General features: G+C 67.3%; 13 protein-coding genes and 1 tRNA gene. 8 read left to right on the top strand and 6 right to left on the bottom strand.

The features are described 5' to 3' along the window. From DWF00_RS14180 to DWF00_RS14160, 4 genes are all read right to left on the bottom strand, one after another. A partial coding sequence (locus DWF00_RS14180; RefSeq protein ID WP_181832841.1) for a beta strand repeat-containing protein occupies positions 1-5,278 on the bottom strand: 5,278 nt, incomplete at its 3' end. Positions 5,279-5,403: 125 nt separating this feature from the next. Further along, on the bottom strand, positions 5,404-5,916 hold the full coding sequence (locus tag DWF00_RS14170) for a hypothetical protein (protein WP_114831972.1): 513 nt from the start codon (positions 5,914-5,916) through the stop codon (positions 5,404-5,406). Between the two features lie 1,558 nt (positions 5,917-7,474). Further along, positions 7,475-7,933 (bottom strand): S1C family serine protease, encoded by a 459-nt coding sequence (locus tag DWF00_RS14165; RefSeq protein ID WP_342769100.1) that lies wholly within the window; start codon positions 7,931-7,933, stop codon positions 7,475-7,477. 76 nt (positions 7,934-8,009) lie between these two features. Further along, positions 8,010-8,099 (bottom strand) — tRNA-Ser (locus DWF00_RS14160). A 593-nt stretch (positions 8,100-8,692) separates the two neighbouring features. On the opposite strand from DWF00_RS14160, the gene DWF00_RS14155 reads away from it, so the two are divergent. The 8 genes from DWF00_RS14155 (at position 8,693) to DWF00_RS14120 (ending at position 16,918) form a co-directional block, all read left to right on the top strand. After that, a complete protein-coding gene (locus DWF00_RS14155) occupies positions 8,693-9,784 on the top strand; it encodes a septal ring lytic transglycosylase RlpA family protein (RefSeq protein WP_114831974.1) in 1,092 nt (363 codons plus the stop codon). Between the two features lie 49 nt (positions 9,785-9,833). Next, the gene (locus DWF00_RS14150; RefSeq protein WP_114831975.1) at positions 9,834-11,051 is read left to right on the top strand and encodes a D-alanyl-D-alanine carboxypeptidase family protein; all 1,218 of its coding nucleotides are present in this window, start codon (positions 9,834-9,836) and stop codon (positions 11,049-11,051) included. Between the two features lies 1 nt (position 11,052). After that, complete coding sequence (tmk, locus tag DWF00_RS14145) at positions 11,053-11,703, top strand: dTMP kinase (protein ID WP_114831976.1); 651 nt, start codon at positions 11,053-11,055, stop codon at positions 11,701-11,703. Beyond that, a complete protein-coding gene (locus tag DWF00_RS14140) occupies positions 11,703-12,773 on the top strand; it encodes a DNA polymerase III subunit delta' (RefSeq protein ID WP_114831977.1) in 1,071 nt (356 codons plus the stop codon). Before tmk ends, DWF00_RS14140 begins: the two co-directional genes overlap by 1 nt. Positions 12,774-12,854: 81 nt before the next feature. Then, positions 12,855-14,414: a methionine--tRNA ligase gene (metG, locus tag DWF00_RS14135; protein WP_114831978.1), complete on the top strand. Its 1,560-nt coding sequence runs from the start codon at positions 12,855-12,857 to the stop codon at positions 14,412-14,414. Continuing rightward, positions 14,414-15,214: a TatD family hydrolase gene (locus DWF00_RS14130; protein ID WP_114831979.1), complete on the top strand. Its 801-nt coding sequence runs from the start codon at positions 14,414-14,416 to the stop codon at positions 15,212-15,214. Before metG ends, DWF00_RS14130 begins: the two co-directional genes overlap by 1 nt. A gap of 12 nt (positions 15,215-15,226) precedes the next feature. Beyond that, positions 15,227-16,033, top strand: a complete 807-nt coding sequence (locus tag DWF00_RS14125) for an MBL fold metallo-hydrolase (RefSeq protein WP_114831980.1) — start codon at positions 15,227-15,229, stop codon at positions 16,031-16,033. 69 nt (positions 16,034-16,102) lie between these two features. Continuing rightward, positions 16,103-16,918, top strand: coding sequence for an ATP-binding cassette domain-containing protein (locus tag DWF00_RS14120; RefSeq protein WP_181832842.1), 816 nt, complete (start codon positions 16,103-16,105; stop codon positions 16,916-16,918). A gap of 148 nt (positions 16,919-17,066) precedes the next feature. On the opposite strand, the gene DWF00_RS14115 is transcribed toward DWF00_RS14120, so the two are convergent. Both DWF00_RS14115 and DWF00_RS14110 read right to left on the bottom strand, forming a co-directional pair. After that, positions 17,067-17,603 carry a chromate transporter gene (locus tag DWF00_RS14115; RefSeq protein WP_114831981.1) on the bottom strand — a complete coding sequence of 179 codons (537 nt, stop codon included), beginning with the start codon at positions 17,601-17,603 and terminating at the stop codon, positions 17,067-17,069. Between the two features lie 10 nt (positions 17,604-17,613). Continuing rightward, positions 17,614-18,162 (bottom strand): chromate transporter, encoded by a 549-nt coding sequence (locus DWF00_RS14110; RefSeq protein ID WP_114831982.1) that lies wholly within the window; start codon positions 18,160-18,162, stop codon positions 17,614-17,616. Between the last annotated feature and the right edge of the window lie 24 nt (positions 18,163-18,186).

Raw genomic sequence — 18,186 nt, 5'->3', positions numbered from 1 at the left:
AGTTCATCGTCGCCATCGGCGCCGCGCCGACCGAGCCGAAGGCCGAGCGCAGCCGGTCGAGCGCGGCCGAGCGCAACGCCGAGCTCTCCTCGACCAGCGCCGTCTTCGCCGAGGCATGGACCTCGCCGGAGAGCTGGTTAAAGGCGGTGCGCGCCGAGCCGGCGTCGAGCATCAGCAGGCTGTTGTAGAGCGCCAGCGTCCCGCCGACCTGCGGCAGCGTGTTCAGCGCCAGCGCGGTCGAAAGCTGGTTGCGTGTCTGCGCCACGGTCTGAAATACGGCCAGCGGCGTGCCGGGGTCGGTGGGAGTGACGAGCGGCATGCCGGGATCGCTGCCCTTGACCGCGATGACGAGATCGACCTCGCCTGTCCTGGGGTCGAGCGCGACGTCGAGGAAGGCGGAGGAGGTGGTGGCCCTGGTGAAGGCTCCGTTAACCCCGCCCGCCGCGCTGAGCAGGGTGTAGCGCTGGCCCCGTTGGTAGCTCGTCTGCGGGTCGAGCGCGGTGAACGCAACCTGGCTGCCGGTCACCGTCGCCATGCCGTTGACGACGATGCTGTCGGAAGTGCCGTTGCCGGCGATCTCGGCGACATAGGTCGAGCCGGGCGCCAGCACGAGATCGCCATTGATCGTAAGCGTGCCGATCGAATTGCCTGGCGAGATCGTGCCGCCGGACAGGATCGTGGTCGCACCCAGCGTGCCGTTGCCGCCGAGCGTGGCGCCGTCCTGCACCGTCACGGACGAGTTGGCGAGCGAGCCGTTCACCGCGAGCCTGCCGGCCGCGACGGTGGTCGGGCCGCTGAGCCCGCTCGTGCCGGTCAGGTTGAGGCTCCCAGTGCCGCGCTTGGTGAAGGAGCCGGCGCCGTCGATCGCATTGGCGAAGACCGCGTCGGTGGGCTGGTCGATGACCAGCGCGGCGTTGTTGAGGATCGCGCCGCTGCCGAAGCTGGTGGCCGAGCCGGCGAGCGTGCCGGCCGTGATGGTGGTGCCGCCGGAATAGCTGTTCGTGCCGGTCAGCGTCAGCGTGCCGGTCCCGAGCTGGATGAGCGAGCCCGAGCCGGACACCGCCCCAGTGAAGCTCAGCGCGTCGGAGCGGTTGAAGGCGAGCGTGCCGTTGTTGGCGACGTTGCCGGTGATCGAGCCGCTCGTGCTGCCATTGCCAAGCTGCAAGGTGCCGGCCGCGATGGTTGTGCCGCCGGTGTAGCTGTTGCTGCTGGTCAACGTGAGCGTGCCGGAGCCAAGCTGCACGAGTTGGCCACTGCCCGAGATCGCGCCGCTGAAGCTCGCCGCATCGGAGCGGTTGAAGGCGAGCGTGCCGCTGTTGGCGGCGTCGCCATTGATCGAGCCGCTCGTGCCGCCGGCGCCAATCTGCAGCGTGCCGGCCGCGATGGTGGTGCCGCCGGTATAGGTATTTGTGCCTGCGAGGACCAGCAGGTCGGCCCCGTCCTTCACCAGCGCTCCAGTGCCGGAAATGACGCCGGCAAAGGTATCGGCAGCATTCTGCACGACGGTCAGGGCCTTGCTGCCCAGTACGATTTGGCCACCCACCCCACCGGACAGGTTGTGGAAGGTGGTGCCCGAGGCGCCCAGGCTCCCCATACTCAGGGTGCCGTTCACCGTGACGCTGCTCGCATTCGCGAACGTAGCGCTGGCGTTCAGCCCCATCACGCCTTCGCGTACCACCAGTGCGCCGGTGAAGCTGCTGGTATCACCGCCAAAATTCAAGGTGCCGAGGCCCCCCGTCGTGAAGGTGCCGGTGCCGCTGATACCACCTCGCACGAGCGCGGTCTCACCAGCCACCAAGGTCAACACGCCGCCGCCGGCATCGACCGTGATTGCGCGATCGATCGTCATAGCATCCGTAAGGGCCAAGGTGCCGCCATCGAAGGTCACGCCGCCCGACACGTTGCCGAGCGCGGTGTTCGAGGCGATCTGCAGCGTGCCGGCCTCGATGACCGTGCCGCCCTGATAGGTGTTCGCGCCCGAAAGAATGACGGTCCCCGCGCCGATCTTGGTGAGGGCGCCCGTGCCGGTGATCTCGGTGGAGACCGTCGCAGTGACGGCCGCGCCCTCTGCCCATAGCCGCCCGCCATCGGCTCCGAGATCGAGCTTGCCGAGTGTGCCGGCCACGACCTCATAGCCCGAGGTCATGAATTCCAGGGTTCCGATCGATTGCGTCCCATTGACGGTCACGGTGCCGGCCGCGCCGGCGAAGACGCCGAGATCACCGGCCCAGGCCGAACGGGTGGCGTCATTGTTCAACCAGGCCGTGCTGGAATCCCAGGTCCCACTACCGCCCCGGCTCATGCCGCCTCCCGGGCTCCAATATTGCAGGCTGGTATCAAAGGCGGCCACTTCCACGTCCACGGTGGAGGTTCCGACCTGGAGCGTGGCGCCGAACGCCCCCGAGGGCGTGTCGCCGAGCGCAAGGCCATTGTCGGTCAAGGCATTGGTGCTCGAGAAGACGCGGTAGACGCCCGCGCCGTAGCTGGGCGTGCCGCTGACGTTCAATGTTCCGTCCACCGTGAGGTTATCGGCGGTGAACAGGGGTGTCGGGTCTGGGGCGCCGAAGGTGACGTTCGTGATGGCGCCATCCGCCAGGGTGAGCGTTCCGGCATGGAGCGCGCTGGCCGCCGCGCCTGAAAGAATGCCGCCGGACTGGATCGTGACTTCGCCCGCCACGCTGCCGCCGGCGCCGGCCAGCGTCGCGTTCTGCAGCACGGTTACGCCGCCGCCCAGGACGCCGCCGGTGCCGATGGACAAGGTGCCGGTCTCGACCGTGGAGAGGCCGGTATAAGCGCTGCTATCGCCCGTAAGGGTCAGCTTGCCGGCGCCGCTCTTTGTAAACTGGCCACTGCCGCTGCCGCTGCTTCCGTCCCTGAAGATGCCGGAAAAGCTCTGATCCGACGCCTGGTTGATGCGGAGCGCCCTGTCTCCCAGAGTGACGGTGCCTCCGCCGCTGCTGCCGTCTTTGAGCTCCTTGATGACCGCCTCGGAAAGCGCCGCGATGCCGGAGACGTCGAGAGTCGCGCCCATGTCCACGAACACTCCCGCGCTGTTGGCGATGGAGCCGATGTCTGACAGTGCCAGGGTGCCCTGCGAGATCGTCGTCGAGCCGGTATAGGTGTTGACGCCGCTGAGCGTCATCGTGCCGGAGCCGGTCTTGACGATGCCGTTACTGCCCGTGCTGCTGATGACGCCGGTGAACTCCGAGCTTGTGCCGTCACCGCCGGCGGTGAGTCGATAACCGAGAGACACGGCGCCGTCGCCCGCCAGCGAGCCCAGCGTCTCTGAACCGCCGGTCAAGGACAGCGTCCCGTTGAGCCCGATGGTCGCGCGCTGGGTGTCCGAGAGCGAGTTGCCGCCGCTGATCTCAAGGGTGCCGCCATCCACAATCGTGGCGCCGTTGAATGTGCTGTTATCGCCTGTCAGCTGGAGCGTGCCGGCGCCGGCCTTGGTGAAGCTGCCCGTTCCCGAAAGCGCGCCGCCCAGGGCCAGCGTGGTGCCCGTCGCCGTGCTGACGGTGCCGCCGCCGGTGCCGAGGGTGACGGCCCGTGCGGTGCTGAAGCCGGCACTGGTGGCCAGCGTGCCCCCGGCGAGGGTGAGCGCGCTGCTTGTGGCACCGAGGGCCGCATCGCTCGTGACAACCAGAGTGCCGCCCGCCACGGTCCAAGGGGTGACGGCGGTGGTGCTATTGTCGAGCGTCCATGTTCCCGCGCCGGTCTTCTGAAACGCCGTAAAGCCCTGGAACTTCTGGCCGGCGTCCAGCATCGCCGTGTCGAATGAATTTGAAGCACTGCCGCCAAGCTTCAATGTGCCGGCGGGGCTGGCTCCTGTCACGACCACATTGCCGTTGAGTGTGATGCCCCCGGCGCCTATCGCGCTCTGAAGCTCAAGAGTGTTGTTGGAGGCGAGTTCGACCGCATTCGCCCGCACGCCTGCGGAACTCAGTCCACCTGAGAAGGTCCCGCTCTGAAGCACCAGCGCTGTGTTCGCCGCGGTGCTCTTGATGCCAACGCCACCGACTCCGCTCGAGGCACCGTTCACAGTCGCGCCCCCGGTACCGCCGGTAATGGTGCCGGCGGCCGTGATGCTGCTTATGTTCGTACCGGATGCGAGGAGTATGCCCGCGCCACCCGCGCCGGCACTGGATACGCTCGCACTGCCGCTATTGCCGCCATCGCCGCCAGTGATGACGGCGGTGCTATTGATGGTGAGGGTCGAGCCCGAAACCGCGTTGATACCTTCCCCGCCGGCGCCGCCACCTCGAGAATCGGTGGCCACCGAATTCGCGCCTTGGCCGCCGCTGATTGTACCGGATGCGTTCAGGATCGCCCCCGCGCCAGTGAGCGAAACACCGATACCTCCGGCCGCACCGAAGCCGCCGCCGCCTACGACGGTCGCACCGCCATTGCCGCCGCGAACCGTGCTGCCGGCGTTCAGCGTCAGCGAGGTGTTCGCGCCCGAGCCGAAGAATCCGCGCCCGCCGATGCCTCCCGTCCACTCCACGCTGGTACCACCGACGCCGCCGAGCAGCGTGGTCGTAGACCCGACGGTCACGTCGTTACCGGCACCCGCCACGACGACGCCATGGCCGCCGCTTCCACCAAAGGCGCCGCCTGCACTTCCTGCGCCTTTCTGAGTGGCGCCGCCCACGCCGCCCGTGATTATCTGCGGGGAACCACTTGCGAAACTGACGGAATTTCCGATTCCGGTGATGACAAGACCGCTGCCGCCGCCACCGCCGCCACCGCCGTTGCCCGTGGGATTGCCCCCGCCTGCGCCGCTGCCACCGCTCCCGCCACGGCCGCCCGCACCACCCGAACCCGAGCCGGTCGAACCGGACTGTCCCGTCAGATTGCCGCCGAGGCCGCCGAGGCCGCCATTACCGCCGGTTGCGTTGCCGGTAACGGCCGAGATGGTGTCTGCGACATAACCGGTACCACCACCGCCGCCGCCGCCACCACCGCGTGCCTGCCCACCAACGCCGACAGCAGCGCCACCCGTGCCGCCATTGTCGCCAGTCATGTCCGAAATGGAGCCGACCAAACCGCCGGTGCCACCCGCCCCGCCCGAAAGGCTACCCGGCTGCCCGTTTGCACCGTCACCGTCTCCCGCCTTCGCAGGCAGCGCGGCGCCGGTCCAGACGATGGCGACGCCGCACAGCAGCCAGGTCCGCAGGCTGCGGGACTGGCGGTGGGCGCTACCGGGACCGGCCGCTCGGGCAAAGCGGCCAGAAGCCCGGTCAGTCGAGGCGGTAGTCATCGGCGTGTCCTCGGTCATGCGGCTCGTGGGCTCCGTCCGCCGATGCGGCGAACGGAAAAATGTGCGAATGCGGGGGACGATGGGCTACCTGGCCGCGGCCACTCCGCCCGTCGCAACTGCGGCAGGCCGAATTCCTGCGGGTCTCATCGGGACAGAGGCGGCCGGGAAGTTCCCCATAGAACGCCTTCGAGCGACGAATCAGACAATGTTCGCCCCCGGGCGATTGTGGAAATGCTCGGGCATGCGTGGTTTCGACTCAAGCCTCGCCGCCCAGTGGCCGGGGAATATTCCCATGCGTCACGCAAAGGCAACAGGCGCGCCCTCCGGGGCCGCTTCCGCCCCTCGCCAGCCTCGCCGCTTCGGGCCGCCGCGACCACGACCCGCGCGTTCCTGCGCATCATGTAGAGCGTCGCGCCGATGACGATGGCGGCGCCGATCCACGTCGGCAGCGCCGGCGCCGCTGCCTCGCCGACCTGATAGGCCCGCGTGATCAGCCATTGCCCGGCAGTGCCGAACAGCGCGAGCATGATCAGCCAGAACCATTGCTCCTGCGTCGGCCAGACCCAGACCCACAGGGCCGGCACCGCGAGCACGGCGATCAGGACAATCCCCTGCCAGATCAGGATCGTGTCGGTACGCTCGCTTGTCGCCAGCATGCGCACGCTGGTCGTGATGCAGGCGCCGAATAGCGCCCCGCGTCGGCGGATCCGGAAGATGCTCCGACTCGCGCAACTATCCCTATAGTGCGAGAAAAATATTGAGCTTCCGCGGCTGCTGCAAGTTCAAATGGCGGCACTCTCTCGCCACCCTCGCAGCTGCCGCTGCAAATGGCGCAGGTATGGCAGTCGTGTGACCTGGGCACCGCGTGGGTCGAGCAGGAAAAACCCTTCAGCCGCGAACAGGATAAGGGTTTCGATCTCCCTTATGGAGAGGATTCCGCCTCAATACTCCACCCGCGGCAGATAAGGCCTTAGATCGCCGTGCGTCCTATCGGACGCAAAGTGGCGATCTAGGCCTTTGTTATTGCATCGGATTCCTCCGAAAACCGGATTCCACTTTTCGGTCCGATGCTCTAGCCGCCAGGGGCCAGGGGTCAGGGGGCCGCAGCGAGAGCCGTCGCGGGCACTCGGGCGGCTTCGAGATCGTCGGCTGCAGCGGCTTTCCGCCACGCGCAACAGCGTCTGCCTGGACGTCGCAGCATCTCTCTCATCAAGGCTTTGACAAAGACCGCGAAAATTTCAAATCGAACTCCAGCCTCGGCGTCTATCCCGTCGGGCTGCCCATCGCGCTCGGCCCTGGCACGATGGCGACGACCATCGTCGATGCGCAGACCCCCGATTCTGGTAAGTGTGGCTGCGCAATGTTGCGTTGTCGGGGCGATGATACAGTTGGCCCCCTTCAAGGCGGGCGCCCCGAAATGTCTGGTGCGGGCAAATCCGCCGGCCTGGCCTCGTGCCAGGTTGACCCACCCACAAGCGGACGTTGTTCGGCGGCTAGTCAGAGGATGCTGCAAGGCCGATCGCTCCAACTCCGAAAACGTCGAGGATGGGTGGTTTTGGGCCCCTTAAGGCCGATTATTCGGATCGTCCAAATTCAGCATCCCCCACGCTATGTCACGGAGATTGTTCGCCGCGCGAACGACATAGATCAGAGGCGGGAGTTGCAGCTTTAGGGGCGCAGAGGCAGAGCCTACCTCCAGGCCGTAGCGGAAGTTGAAGGCACTCATTGCTGGAGCCACCGCCCTGATTGCATCAGCGTCACGCTGCTCAAGTGGAAAACCAGGAAGCTGTAGGTACCGATCTAACAGGCTCGCCAAATCATGATTCAGGGGCGGGCGCCTCAGCTCTTCAGCGTTGGCCGCACCGGCTACTCGAAGGGCTGATTTTGCAGCCAGCTCGATCGCTTGACAGGCGAGCATGTACTTTGGGCGGAGCAAGGGGCCGTTCTCGTTGTTCGGCTCAAGGATGGTGGCTGCAATGACGTTCCGCAGCTATCAGGAGCTGCCCCGTTGGGCTTCGTTCATCCCAAAAGTTCTCGACCTCGATCCCAATTTCGTTCTCTTGCTAGGTCGCAAGTGTCTTCGCCGAATCGGTCATGGGTCGCCCGTATCAAGGTGGTTATATGCGAGCCTTAGCCGTATCGCGTCGCGATGTCTGCTGGGTCGAGGGCCGTAGTCGAGGTAGGCAGGCCCATGGGGCGGCACCACTTGGCCTTTCAGCGGCACGTGATGAAGGCGCTCGCCTTCTTGGCCCGCTCAGCGAGATCGGCTGGCTCCAGCTTCTCTCCAAAGGTTCCGGTGTCATAGGCGATCTGGTTGGCGTCCAAGAAACTGGCCGCAAGTGCTCCCTTCACGGCGAAGTTGACGTTCTGTGGAAGGTCGCCCTGGTTCTCCGCCATTTTGATCGCGTCGAGTTTCGCCGAGACCACGCCGACGACGTTGCCCGAACCATCTACGAGCGGCCCTCCTGAGTTCAACGCGGCTAAGGCCGGTGCGTTGAGTCGCTTCCGGCGCTCCGCCATCTCTGCATCAAACCGAACGCTCTCCACCCGAGACCGCAGGCGGGCCTCAGGCAGCTCTTTCGTGTCGAGCGACTTTGAACGGTCCCCCGACTTGAAAAGGTGCTGAAGGTCCGCGGGGAACTTGGCGCGGAAATAGTACGTTCCGTGTAGCAGTCCGGTGTAGCAGTTGAGGGATTTTTTCCCTAAGACGCCATGTACTTAGAGATTTCTCAATGACTAAGCGGTGTGCTGGCGGAAGGGGTGGGATTCGAACCCACGGTGGGCTTCCACCCACGGCGGTTTTCAAGACCGCTGCCTTAAACCACTCGGCCACCCTTCCGGCTGGCCCCGTCATTGCCGGGAGTAGGGCGGTTTGGCAAGCGCCATGCGAAGCGCAGTCTCTCGCCGAGACTCGGCCGCGTTCGAATCGTGGCCGCCCGGCGTTTGCCGCCACGTTTCCGGATTTGACGGGCCTGCCTTGCCCCGGCTGTGCAGAACGTTTGCAATGCCGCTTCGACTGGTTCGAATTTCTCTGAAATGGGCGTAGACAGGCCCGGAAACCGAGCTTCGGAGCCGCTTTCTGCATCGTTCCGCCCCGTTGCGTGATGGCCACGGTCGTGGAAAAAATGGTCCCGCCTGGAACCTGGATTGACAGTCGCCGCATTTCCGACACCTTTATGCCCGCCCAAGGGCACATGGGATGCCAGATCGACGCAAGCGCTCCACGCGTTTCCGCTCGCTAACGCTCTCTTAACGGAATTGGTCGAAAACTTCGGCCTTGCCGCTGTCGCGGCTTGGCCGACGCTATCCTTTTCGGCCTAGGAGTAGGAATACGGCATGACGCGAGGCGCTCGCTCCCTGGCCCCGGCATTGACCGCAATCGATTCCGCCCCGGAGTGCGTCCGCCCCCCTTCGTCCCCCGCCATCCGCGCCATGCGTATCGGCTGCGTGGTTCTGGCCGGCGTCTTCCTCGCCAATTGCGCCAACGATCAGGTCGCCCGCCGCGGCCGCTCGAAGGAGATCGGCGCTTTCCCGTCGTCGAAATACGGCCCGGCCAGCCCGCGCGTCATCGCCGATGGCGAGCCCGTGCCGAAGGGCGGCGGCCGCCAACTCATCGGCCGGCCCTATTCGGTCGCCGGCAAGCGCTACGCCCCCTACGACAAGCCGCTCGGCTATACTCAGATCGGCACCGCCTCCTGGTATGGCGAGGCTTTCCATGGCCGCCGCACCGCCAATGGCGAGGTCTATGACCGCCAGGGCATCAGCGCCGCGCACCCGACCATGCCGCTGCCGGCCTATGCCCGCGTCACCAACCTGCTCAACAGCCGCTCGATCATCGTGCGCGTCAACGATCGCGGCCCCTATCATGGCGGCCGCGTCATGGACGTCTCGCAGAAGACGGCCGATGCGCTGGCCTTCCGCCATCTCGGCACCGCCCGCATCAAGCTCGAATATCTCGGCCAGGCCTCGCTCGGCGGCTCCGACGACAAGCTCCTGCTCGCCACCTTGCGCACCGATGGCCAGCCGGCCGCGATCCCGGGCACCAGCGCCCGCACCATGGTCGCGAGCAATGCGCCGGTCTCCATCGACCGCACCCAGAGCGCCGATCTCGACGAGAGCCCGCGCGAGGAAAGCTTCCGGCCCGAACCGGCGCCTGCCCCCGTCAGCCAGCCGGTCGTGCAGGCCTATGCGCCCGAGCAGCCTGTCGTCCGCACCATTGCTCCAGCCGCGCCGGTCGCCGCCTCGATGACCACCGCGCCGGCCCAGAGCGCCGCTGTCGTCGTCCGCGGCGCTCCGCTGCCGCCGAACCGGCCCTTCGACCTCGACACCATCGCCAATGCCAGCCGGCCGGTCACGGTTCGCCCGACGAACACGCCGACGCTTGCGCCGCTGCCGCCGGCTCGCGCGACCGTCGCCAGCCTGTTCGCCGCGCCGGAGCGGGCGCCGATCGCGCGCTTCTCGAAGAACCATCCGCTCGCCCGCGACCTCAAGGCTCAGCAGACGGTCCCGCTAGCGCGGAATTGACAGCGCCGAGGCTTGACCCGGCGCCACGCGCTCTGCTTCAGATCGCAAGATGAGCGCGCCGCACCATGACAGCACGAGCCCTGGATTGAGGGCCGCTTTCCAGGCGGCTGTTCTGGCTGTGGTTTTTCTGTGCGCTGCGCTGCACGTCGGCGCTGCCCGTGCGCAGGCCTTCCAGTCGCTCGCCCCGCACGCGATCCTGCTCGATACCGCCAGCGGCACCGTGCTCTACGAGAAGGCCGCCGACGAGTTGATGGTGCCGGCGAGCCTGGCCAAGCTCGCGACCGTGCTCGTCGCCTTCGAGGAGATGACGCAGGGCCGGCTGACCCTCGACAGTGAGATCGGCATATCCGAGAACGCCTGGCGCAAGGGCGGCGGCGTCTCGGGCGGCTCCAGCATGTTCGCGCAGCTCAACAGCCGCATCAAGCTCTCCGACATCCTGCGCGGCATCATCGTGCAATCCGGCAACGACGCAGCGATCGCGCTGGCCGAGGCGGTTGCCGGCGACGAGGCGACCTTCGCCCGCATCATGACCGAGCGGGTGAGGGCACTGGGCCTGCCCAAATCGGTCTTCAAGAACGCCACCGGCATGGGTGACCCGCAGCAGCGCGTCACGGCCCGCGAGCTTGCCTTGCTCGCCGACCACATCATCAAAACCTATCCCGAGCTCTACAAGATATTCGGCGAGCGCGAGTTCACCTGGAACAAGATCAAGCAGCAGAACCGCAACCCGCTGCTGACCATGGATATCGGCGCCGACGGCCTGAAGACCGGCAATATCGACGAAGCCGGCTTCGGCCTGGTCGGCTCGGCCGTGCAGAAGGGCCAGCGCCTGATCGTGGTGGTCAACGGCCTCAAGACCGGGCGCGACCGGGCCCAGGAGGCCCGCAAGCTGCTGGAATGGGGCTTTCGCGCCTTCGAGACCCGCCAGGTCTTCGCCGAGGGCGAGATCATCGGCGAGGCCAGCGTCTTCGGCGGAACCAAGGGGCGCATCGGCCTCAAGGCGAAGGGGCCCGTCAGCCTGCTGCTGCCGCGCGGCAGCACCGAACGGCTGAACGCCCGCATCGTCTATCGCGGCCCGCTCACCGTGCCGGTCCAGGAGGGCGCGGAAGTCGGGCGCCTGCTGGTGACGCGCGGCGACGTCAAGACGCTCGACGTGCCGCTCTACGCCGCCGAGTCGGTCGAGCCGGGCACCTTGCAGAGCCGCGCCTTCGACGCGCTGATGGAGGCCGCCACCGGCTGGGTGCGCAAGGTGCTGAAGCGTAGCTAACATGGAGTATGGTTGCTTCATCACGCTCGAGGGCGGGGAGGGCGCTGGCAAGTCGACGCTGGCCCGCTCGCTTGCCGAGCGCCTGCGCATGGCCGGCGTCGAAGTCGACCTGACGCGCGAGCCCGGTGGCTCGCCCAAGGCCGAGGCGATCCGCGAGACCATCCTGTCCGGCCAGATCAAGCCACACGGCCCCTTCATCGAGGCGCTGATGTTCTCGGCCGCCCGCATCGACCATATCGACCGCCGCATCCGCCCAGCGCTCGTCCGCGGCGAATGGGTCATCTGCGACCGCTTCATCGACTCGACGCGCGCCTATCAGGGCACGCTCGGTCGCATCGATCCGGCGCTGCTGGCGGAACTGGAGCAGGTCACCATCGACGGGCTGACGCCCGACCTGACGCTGATCCTCGACCTCGACCCGAAGACGGGCCTTGCCCGCGCCGCCAAGCGCCGCAGTCCGGGCGAGGGCAAGGACCGCTTCGAAGGCGAGAACCTCGCCTTCCATCGCAAGCTCCGTGCGGCCTATCTCGCCATCGCCGAGAAGGAGCCCGAGCGCTGCGCGGTGCTTGACGCCAGCCAGCCGCCGGAAAAGCTTGCCGAAGCGGCCTGGGAGGTGCTCTGCGAGAGGCTGCCTTTGAATCAGGACGCCTGATGCGCGAGACTTCGATTGAGCCCGACCGCCTGCCCAGCGCGCCGCATCCGCGCGAGACGCTGGCGCTCGTCGGCCATGCCAGGCAGGAGCAGGCCTTCGTCGACGCGCTGCGCTCCGGCCGCATGCACCATGCCTGGCTGATCGGCGGGCCGGAGGGCATCGGAAAGGCGACATTCGCCTATCGCGTCGCCCGTTTCGTGCTGGCGGCAGGTGATCCGCTCGCCCGCGCCCATAGGGCCGACAGCCTGGCAATGCCGGAGGCGGATGCCGCGACCCGGCGCATCATCGCGCAATCGCATCCCGACCTGCATCTGCTGCGCCGGATCGTGAAGCCCGACGGCAAGAGCGTCACCAGCAATATCCCGGTCGAGTCGGTGCGCAAGGTCATCGACCGCTTCGGATCGAGTGCCGCCGAGGGCGGCTGGCGCGTCTGCATCGTCGATGCGGCCGAGGACATGGACCGCGCCAGCGCCAATGCGCTGCTGAAGCTGCTGGAGGAGCCGCCGGCGCGCGCGCTCTTCCTGATCGTGGCGCATGCGCCCGGCCGGCTGCTGCCGACCATCCGCTCGCGCTGCCGGCTGATCACCTTCGAGGCGCTCAGCGAGGCCGAGGTGGCCGAGGCCAGCGAGATCGCGCTGGAGCGCATGGGCGATCCGTTCGACGGCTCGGCCCTGCGGCGTGCCGCATCGCTCGCCGACGGCTCGGTGAGACGCGCCTTGACCTATGTCGATCCCGAGACGCTGGCGTTGGTCGAGGCGGTGCGGGCGCGGCTCGACGCGCTGCCGGGCGTCGACCTTTCCGCGTTGATGGCGCTGGCCGAGGATGTCGCGGGGCGTGCCGGCGAGAGCGATTTCGCCGTCATGATCGAGACGATCCAGAGCTGGCTCTCGTCCCACCTTCATGCGCATGCCGCCGCCGGGCCTGGCCGCCTTGCACCGCTGGCGGAGGTATGGGAAAAGCTGGGACGCGCGGCCCGCGAGGTGGAAACCTACAATCTCGACCGCCGGCCGCTCGTGATGACGATGTTTCATGACCTGTCGGATGCGGTTCGCCGGTCGCGCGCAGCGTGAACGTGAGGACAGGCTATCTCCCAGCCGCCGCTTGGTTCGGCCGGGGCATGGCCGCAGCCAGTGATATGTGCGGATCGATTGATGGCGACGGCCCCGAAATTCTATCTGACGACGGCGATCTCCTACCCGAACGGGGCGCCGCATATCGGCCACGCCTATGAGGTGGTGGCGGCGGACGCGATTTGCCGATTCAAGCGGCTCGACGGCTACGACGTCTATTTCCAGACCGGCACCGACGAGCACGGCCAGAAGATCCAGCAGGCCGCCGCCAAGCAGGGCCTGACGGCGCTTGAGCTGGTCGATGTCATGGCGCCGAAGTTCAAGGCCATGGCCGACGCGCTGAACTGCGCCTATGACCGCTTCATCCGCACCACCGACGCCGACCATCTGCCTTCGACGCTGGAGCTCTGGCGCCGGATGGAGGCCAATGGCGACATCTATCTCGATCGCTATGCCGGCTGGTACTCGGTGCGCGATGAGGCCTATTACGCTGAGGAGGAGACCCATCTGAATGCGGATGGAGTCCGCATCGGCGGGCAGGGCACGCCGGTCGAGTGGACCGAGGAGGAGAGCTACTTCTTCCGCCTCTCGGCCTATCAGGACAAGCTGCTGGCGCTCTACGAGTCTCAGCCGGACTTCGTCGGCCCGGAGACGCGCCGGAACGAGGTCGTCAGCTTCGTCAAGGGCGGGCTGCAGGACCTTTCGATCAGCCGCACCACCTTCGACTGGGGCCTGCCCGTGCCCGGCGCGCCCAAGCACGTCATGTATGTCTGGGTCGACGCGCTGAACAACTATGTCACCGGCTGCGGCTTCCCCGATGAGAACGACCCGCGCTGGCACTATTGGCCGGCCGACGTCCACATCATCGGCAAGGACATCATCCGCTTCCACTCGGTCTATTGGCCGGCCTTCCTGATGTCGGCGGGGCTGGCGCTGCCCAAGCGCGTCTTCGGCCATGGCTTCCTGCTCTCCAAGGGCGAGAAGATGTCGAAATCGGTCGGCAACGTCGTCGATCCGTTCGATCTCGCCGCGGCCTATGGCGTCGACCAGCTGCGCTATTTCTTCCTGCGCGAGGTCTCGTTCGGCCAGGACGGCAACTATAGCCATGAGGCGATCGTCGGGCGCATCAACGCCGACCTCGCCAACGACCTCGGCAATCTGGCGCAGCGCTCGCTCTCGATGATCGCCAAGAACTGCGAGGGCAGGGTGCCGTCGCCCGGGGCTTTCACCGAGGGCGACCAGGCCATGCTCGCGCTGGCCGACGCCGCACTCGCGAAGGCGCGCGCGGCGATGGAGGATTTCGCCCTGCACGTCGTGCTGGCCGAGATCTGGGCCGTCGTGGCCGAGGCCAACCGCTACTTCGCCGCGAACGAGCCGTGGCGGCTGACCAAGAGCGACCCGGCCCGCCGCGACACGGTGCTCTACGTCACGGCCGAGGTGCTCAGGCAGGTCGCGATCCTGACGCTGCCGGTGATCCCGGAGGCGGCAGGCAAGCTGCTCGACCTGCTCGCGGTGGCGCCGGACGCGCGCGTCTTCGCTTCGCTCGGCGAAAGCGGTCGGCTCGTCGGCGGTACCACCTTGCCGGCGCCGAGCGCGATCTTCCCGCGCTATGTCGAACCGGAAGCCGGGCAGGTCGCCTGATGTTGATCGATACGCATTGCCATCTCGACTTCCCCGACTTCGCGGAAGACCTCGCCGGCTACGTCGCACGGGCAGAGGCCGCCGGCGTGAAGCGCATGGTCACGATCTCGACCCGCGTCGCGCGCTTCGAGGCCTATAGGACGATCGCCGAGCGCTTTCCTGCGGTCTGGTGCTCGGTCGGCACGCATCCGCACAACGCGCATGAGGAGCTCGACGTCAGCGCCGAGCAGCTGGCAAAACTCTCCGAGCACCCGCGCTGCGTCGCCATCGGCGAGGCCGGGCTCGACTACCATTACGACAAGAGCCCGCGCGAGGCGCAGGCGCAGGGCTTCCGCACCCATATCGCTGCCGCCCGGATGACGCAGCTCCCGCTCGTCATCCATGCCCGTCAGGCGGATGAGGATGTGATCGCGATCCTGCGCGAGGAGATGGCGAAGGGCGCGTTCCCCGCCATCCTGCACTGCTTCACCGCCGGGCCTGAACTGGCCCGCGTCGGGGTCGAGCTTGGGCTCTACGTCTCCTTCTCCGGCATCCTGACCTTCAAGACCTCGGAGGATCTGCGCCGGATCGCGGCCGCTGTCCCGCTCGACCGGCTGCTGGTCGAGACCGACGCGCCTTACCTTGCCCCGGTGCCCTTCCGCGGCAAGCAGAACCAGCCCGCCTATGTCGTCGAGACGGCTAAGACGTTGGCCGAGGTCCGCGGCATGAGCCTGGACGAGATGGCCGGCGTCACCACGGCCAATGCCCGGCGCTGCTACTGGAAGATGGACCATGCGGCACCGGTGGCGCAGGTCGCGTGATGCAAGCTTGAAATGGCGCTGACGGTCACGATCCTCGGCTGCGGCTCTTCCGGCGGCGTGCCGCGCCCGGGCTCGGGCTGGGGCGCCTGCGATCCGAAGAACCCGAAGAACCGGCGCCGGCGCTGCTCGATCCTGGTCGAGCGCAGCTCACCCGAAGGCGCCACCAGCCTGATCGTCGACACCACGCCCGACCTGCGCGAGCAGCTCATCGATGCCGGGATCATGCATCTCGACGCCGTGCTCTTCACCCATGATCATGCCGACCACACCCACGGCATCGACGACATGCGCGCGCTCGTGCTGCACATGCGCCGCCGCATCCCGGTCTATGCCGATGACGTAACGGCCGCGACGCTGCTCAGCCGCTTCGGCTATATCTTCGAGACGCCGCCCGGCAGCCTCTACCCGCCGATCCTGGAGATGCGGCCGCTGGAGCTCGACCGGCCGCTGAAGCTCGACGGCGTTGGGGGGGCCATCGTCGCCGAGCCCATCGCGCTGGAGCATGGGCCGGGCTACCGGGCGCTCGGCTTCCGCTTCGGCTCGCTCGCCTATGTCCCGGATGTCAGCTTCATCCCGCCCGAGGCCAAGGCGGCGCTGGCCGGTCTCGACGTGCTGATCCTCGACTGTCTGCGCGACTCGCCGCATCCCAGCCATTTCAACCTGACTGAGGCGCTGGAGGCGATCGCCGAACTCAAGCCGAGGCGCGCGGTGCTGACAGACCTCCACATCGACCTCGATTATGTCAGCCTGACCAAGAGGTTGCCGGCGGGAATTGAAGTTGCGTTCGATGGCATGGAGATCGCGGTCGAGGACGCCTGATCTCTGAAATCCTTTCCGTGCGAACGGCATAGCTGCTCGCCGCTTGTCTCTTCCTCTGGAGGTCGACCCTTGTCCTTCGCCCCCCTCACTTCGAACATCCACATCCCGGACGCGCCGCTCTTCGCGCTCGATGCGGTCAGCTTCGCGATCCCCGGCCGGGTCCTGCTCGCGCCGCTGACGCTCGATCTGCCGGCGCGCAAGGTCGTCGGGCTGATCGGCCATAACGGCTCGGGCAAATCGACGCTGGTCAAGCTGCTCGCGCGCCAGCAGCCGGCCTCCTCGGGCATCGTCCGCTTCGAGGGCAAGGCGCTGAAGGAATGGGGCGACCGGCCCTTCGCCCGTAAGGTCGCCTATCTGCCGCAGCAGACGCCGGCGGCGCAGGGCATGCTGGTCAAGGAGCTGGTCGCGCTCGGCCGCTATCCCTGGCATGGCGCGCTCGGCCGCTTCGGCCAGGTCGACCGCGACAAGGTCGCGGAAGCCATGGCGTTGACCGATATCGAGTCCTTCGCCGACAGGCTGGTCGATACGCTCTCGGGCGGCGAGCGCCAGCGCGCCTGGCTCGCCATGCTGGTGGCGCAGGATGCCGAATGCCTGCTGCTCGACGAGCCGATCTCTGCGCTCGACGTCGCCCATCAGGTCGAGGTGCTCTCGCTGGTGCATCGGCTCGCGGCCGAGCGCGGACTGGGCGTCGTCGTCGTGCTGCACGACGTCAACATGGCCGCGCGCTTCTGCGACGAGATCCTGGCGCTGCATTCAGGCAGGCTGATCGCCCGCGGCCCGCCCGAGGAGATCATGACCCCGGCGCAGCTCCAGGCGATCTACGGCATCCCGATCGGCGTGATGCGTCACCCGGAAACCAGCTACCCGATCAGCTTCGCGAGGTAAGAGGCCGCTTGAGATTCCCGCAGCCCTCATCCTGAGGAGCCGCGCAGCGGCGTCTCGAAGGATGCTCCAGAGCGCACTGAACCATCCTTCGAGACGCGCTTCGCGCTCCTCAGGATGAGGGCTGGAGGTCAACGAGCGATGGCGCCCTTCAGATCAGCGCCAGCGTGTGCAGGCCCATGAAGCAGGCGGCGCCGGCGCCGATCAGAATGATCGGGTTGACCGGGGTCAGCATCAGCAGCGCCGTCGAGACCAGTGCGGTCGAACGCGCGATCCAGCCGCCATCCATCGCCTGGATCAGGACATAGGTCGCGGCCAGGATCATGCCGGCCGCGACGGGCCTCAGCCCGGTCTCGAGCGCCTTCTGCCAGCGCGCGCCCTCGTAGCGCGACCAGAGATGGGCGACGCCGTAGATCAGGAACGCGGTCGGGCCGAAGATGCCGACTGTGGCCGCCACCGCTCCCCAGAAGCCCGCGACCTGCCAGCCGATCAGCGTCGCCAGCAGCGAGCCTGGGCCGGGCGCCATGCGCGAGATCGCGAAGGCGTCGACGAATTGCGACGCCGTCATCCAGTGGTGCACGTCGACGATCTGGCGGTGCATGTCGGCGACGGCGCTCTGCCCGCCACCGATCGTGACCAGCGAGAGCGGCGCGAAGACCAGCAGGATGCTCCAGGCGAGGTTCGGCATCGCGAGCGCTTCACCTCCCGGCATAGGCGACGGCGACGCTGACCGAGCCGGCGCCGAGCACCGTCCAGAGCGTGGGCCATTGCAGGATGCCGATCGCCACGAAGGTCGCGGCCATCACGGCGAGCGGGAAGAGCTTGCGCGGCACCCGCCGCGCCGCCGTCAGCCCCATCGCCAGCGACAGGCCGATGGCGGCCGAGGCCGCGCCGTCGAGCGCGACATGGCTGAGCTCATACTTGGAGAACGAGGCGAAGACGCTGCCGATCGCCACGACCAGGAAGGCCGGCGGCACGATGATGCCGAGGAAGCTCGCGATAGCGCCGTTGCGCCCGGCCATGCGATAGCCGATCCAGATCGCCATGTTGGTGACGTTGACGCCCGGCAGCGCCTGCGCGATCGCCAGCCCGTTGAGGAACTCCTCCTCGCTCATCAGCTTGCGGGTCTGCACGAACTCGCGCAGGAACCAGCCGCTCAGGCCGCCACCGAAGCTGGTCAGCGCGATGCGGGTGAAGATCAGGAAGAGTTGCAGCGGGGTTGGGCGCTGCGCTGTGGCATCCGGCATCTCTTGCCCGCGCTCATGCGGTTT

Source organism: Allobosea caraganae, from assembly GCF_003351345.1.
GTDB lineage: Bacteria > Pseudomonadota > Alphaproteobacteria > Rhizobiales > Beijerinckiaceae > Allobosea > Allobosea caraganae.
Note: the sequence above shows the minus strand (reverse complement) of the source record. Positions and strands in the feature narration are given on the sequence as shown.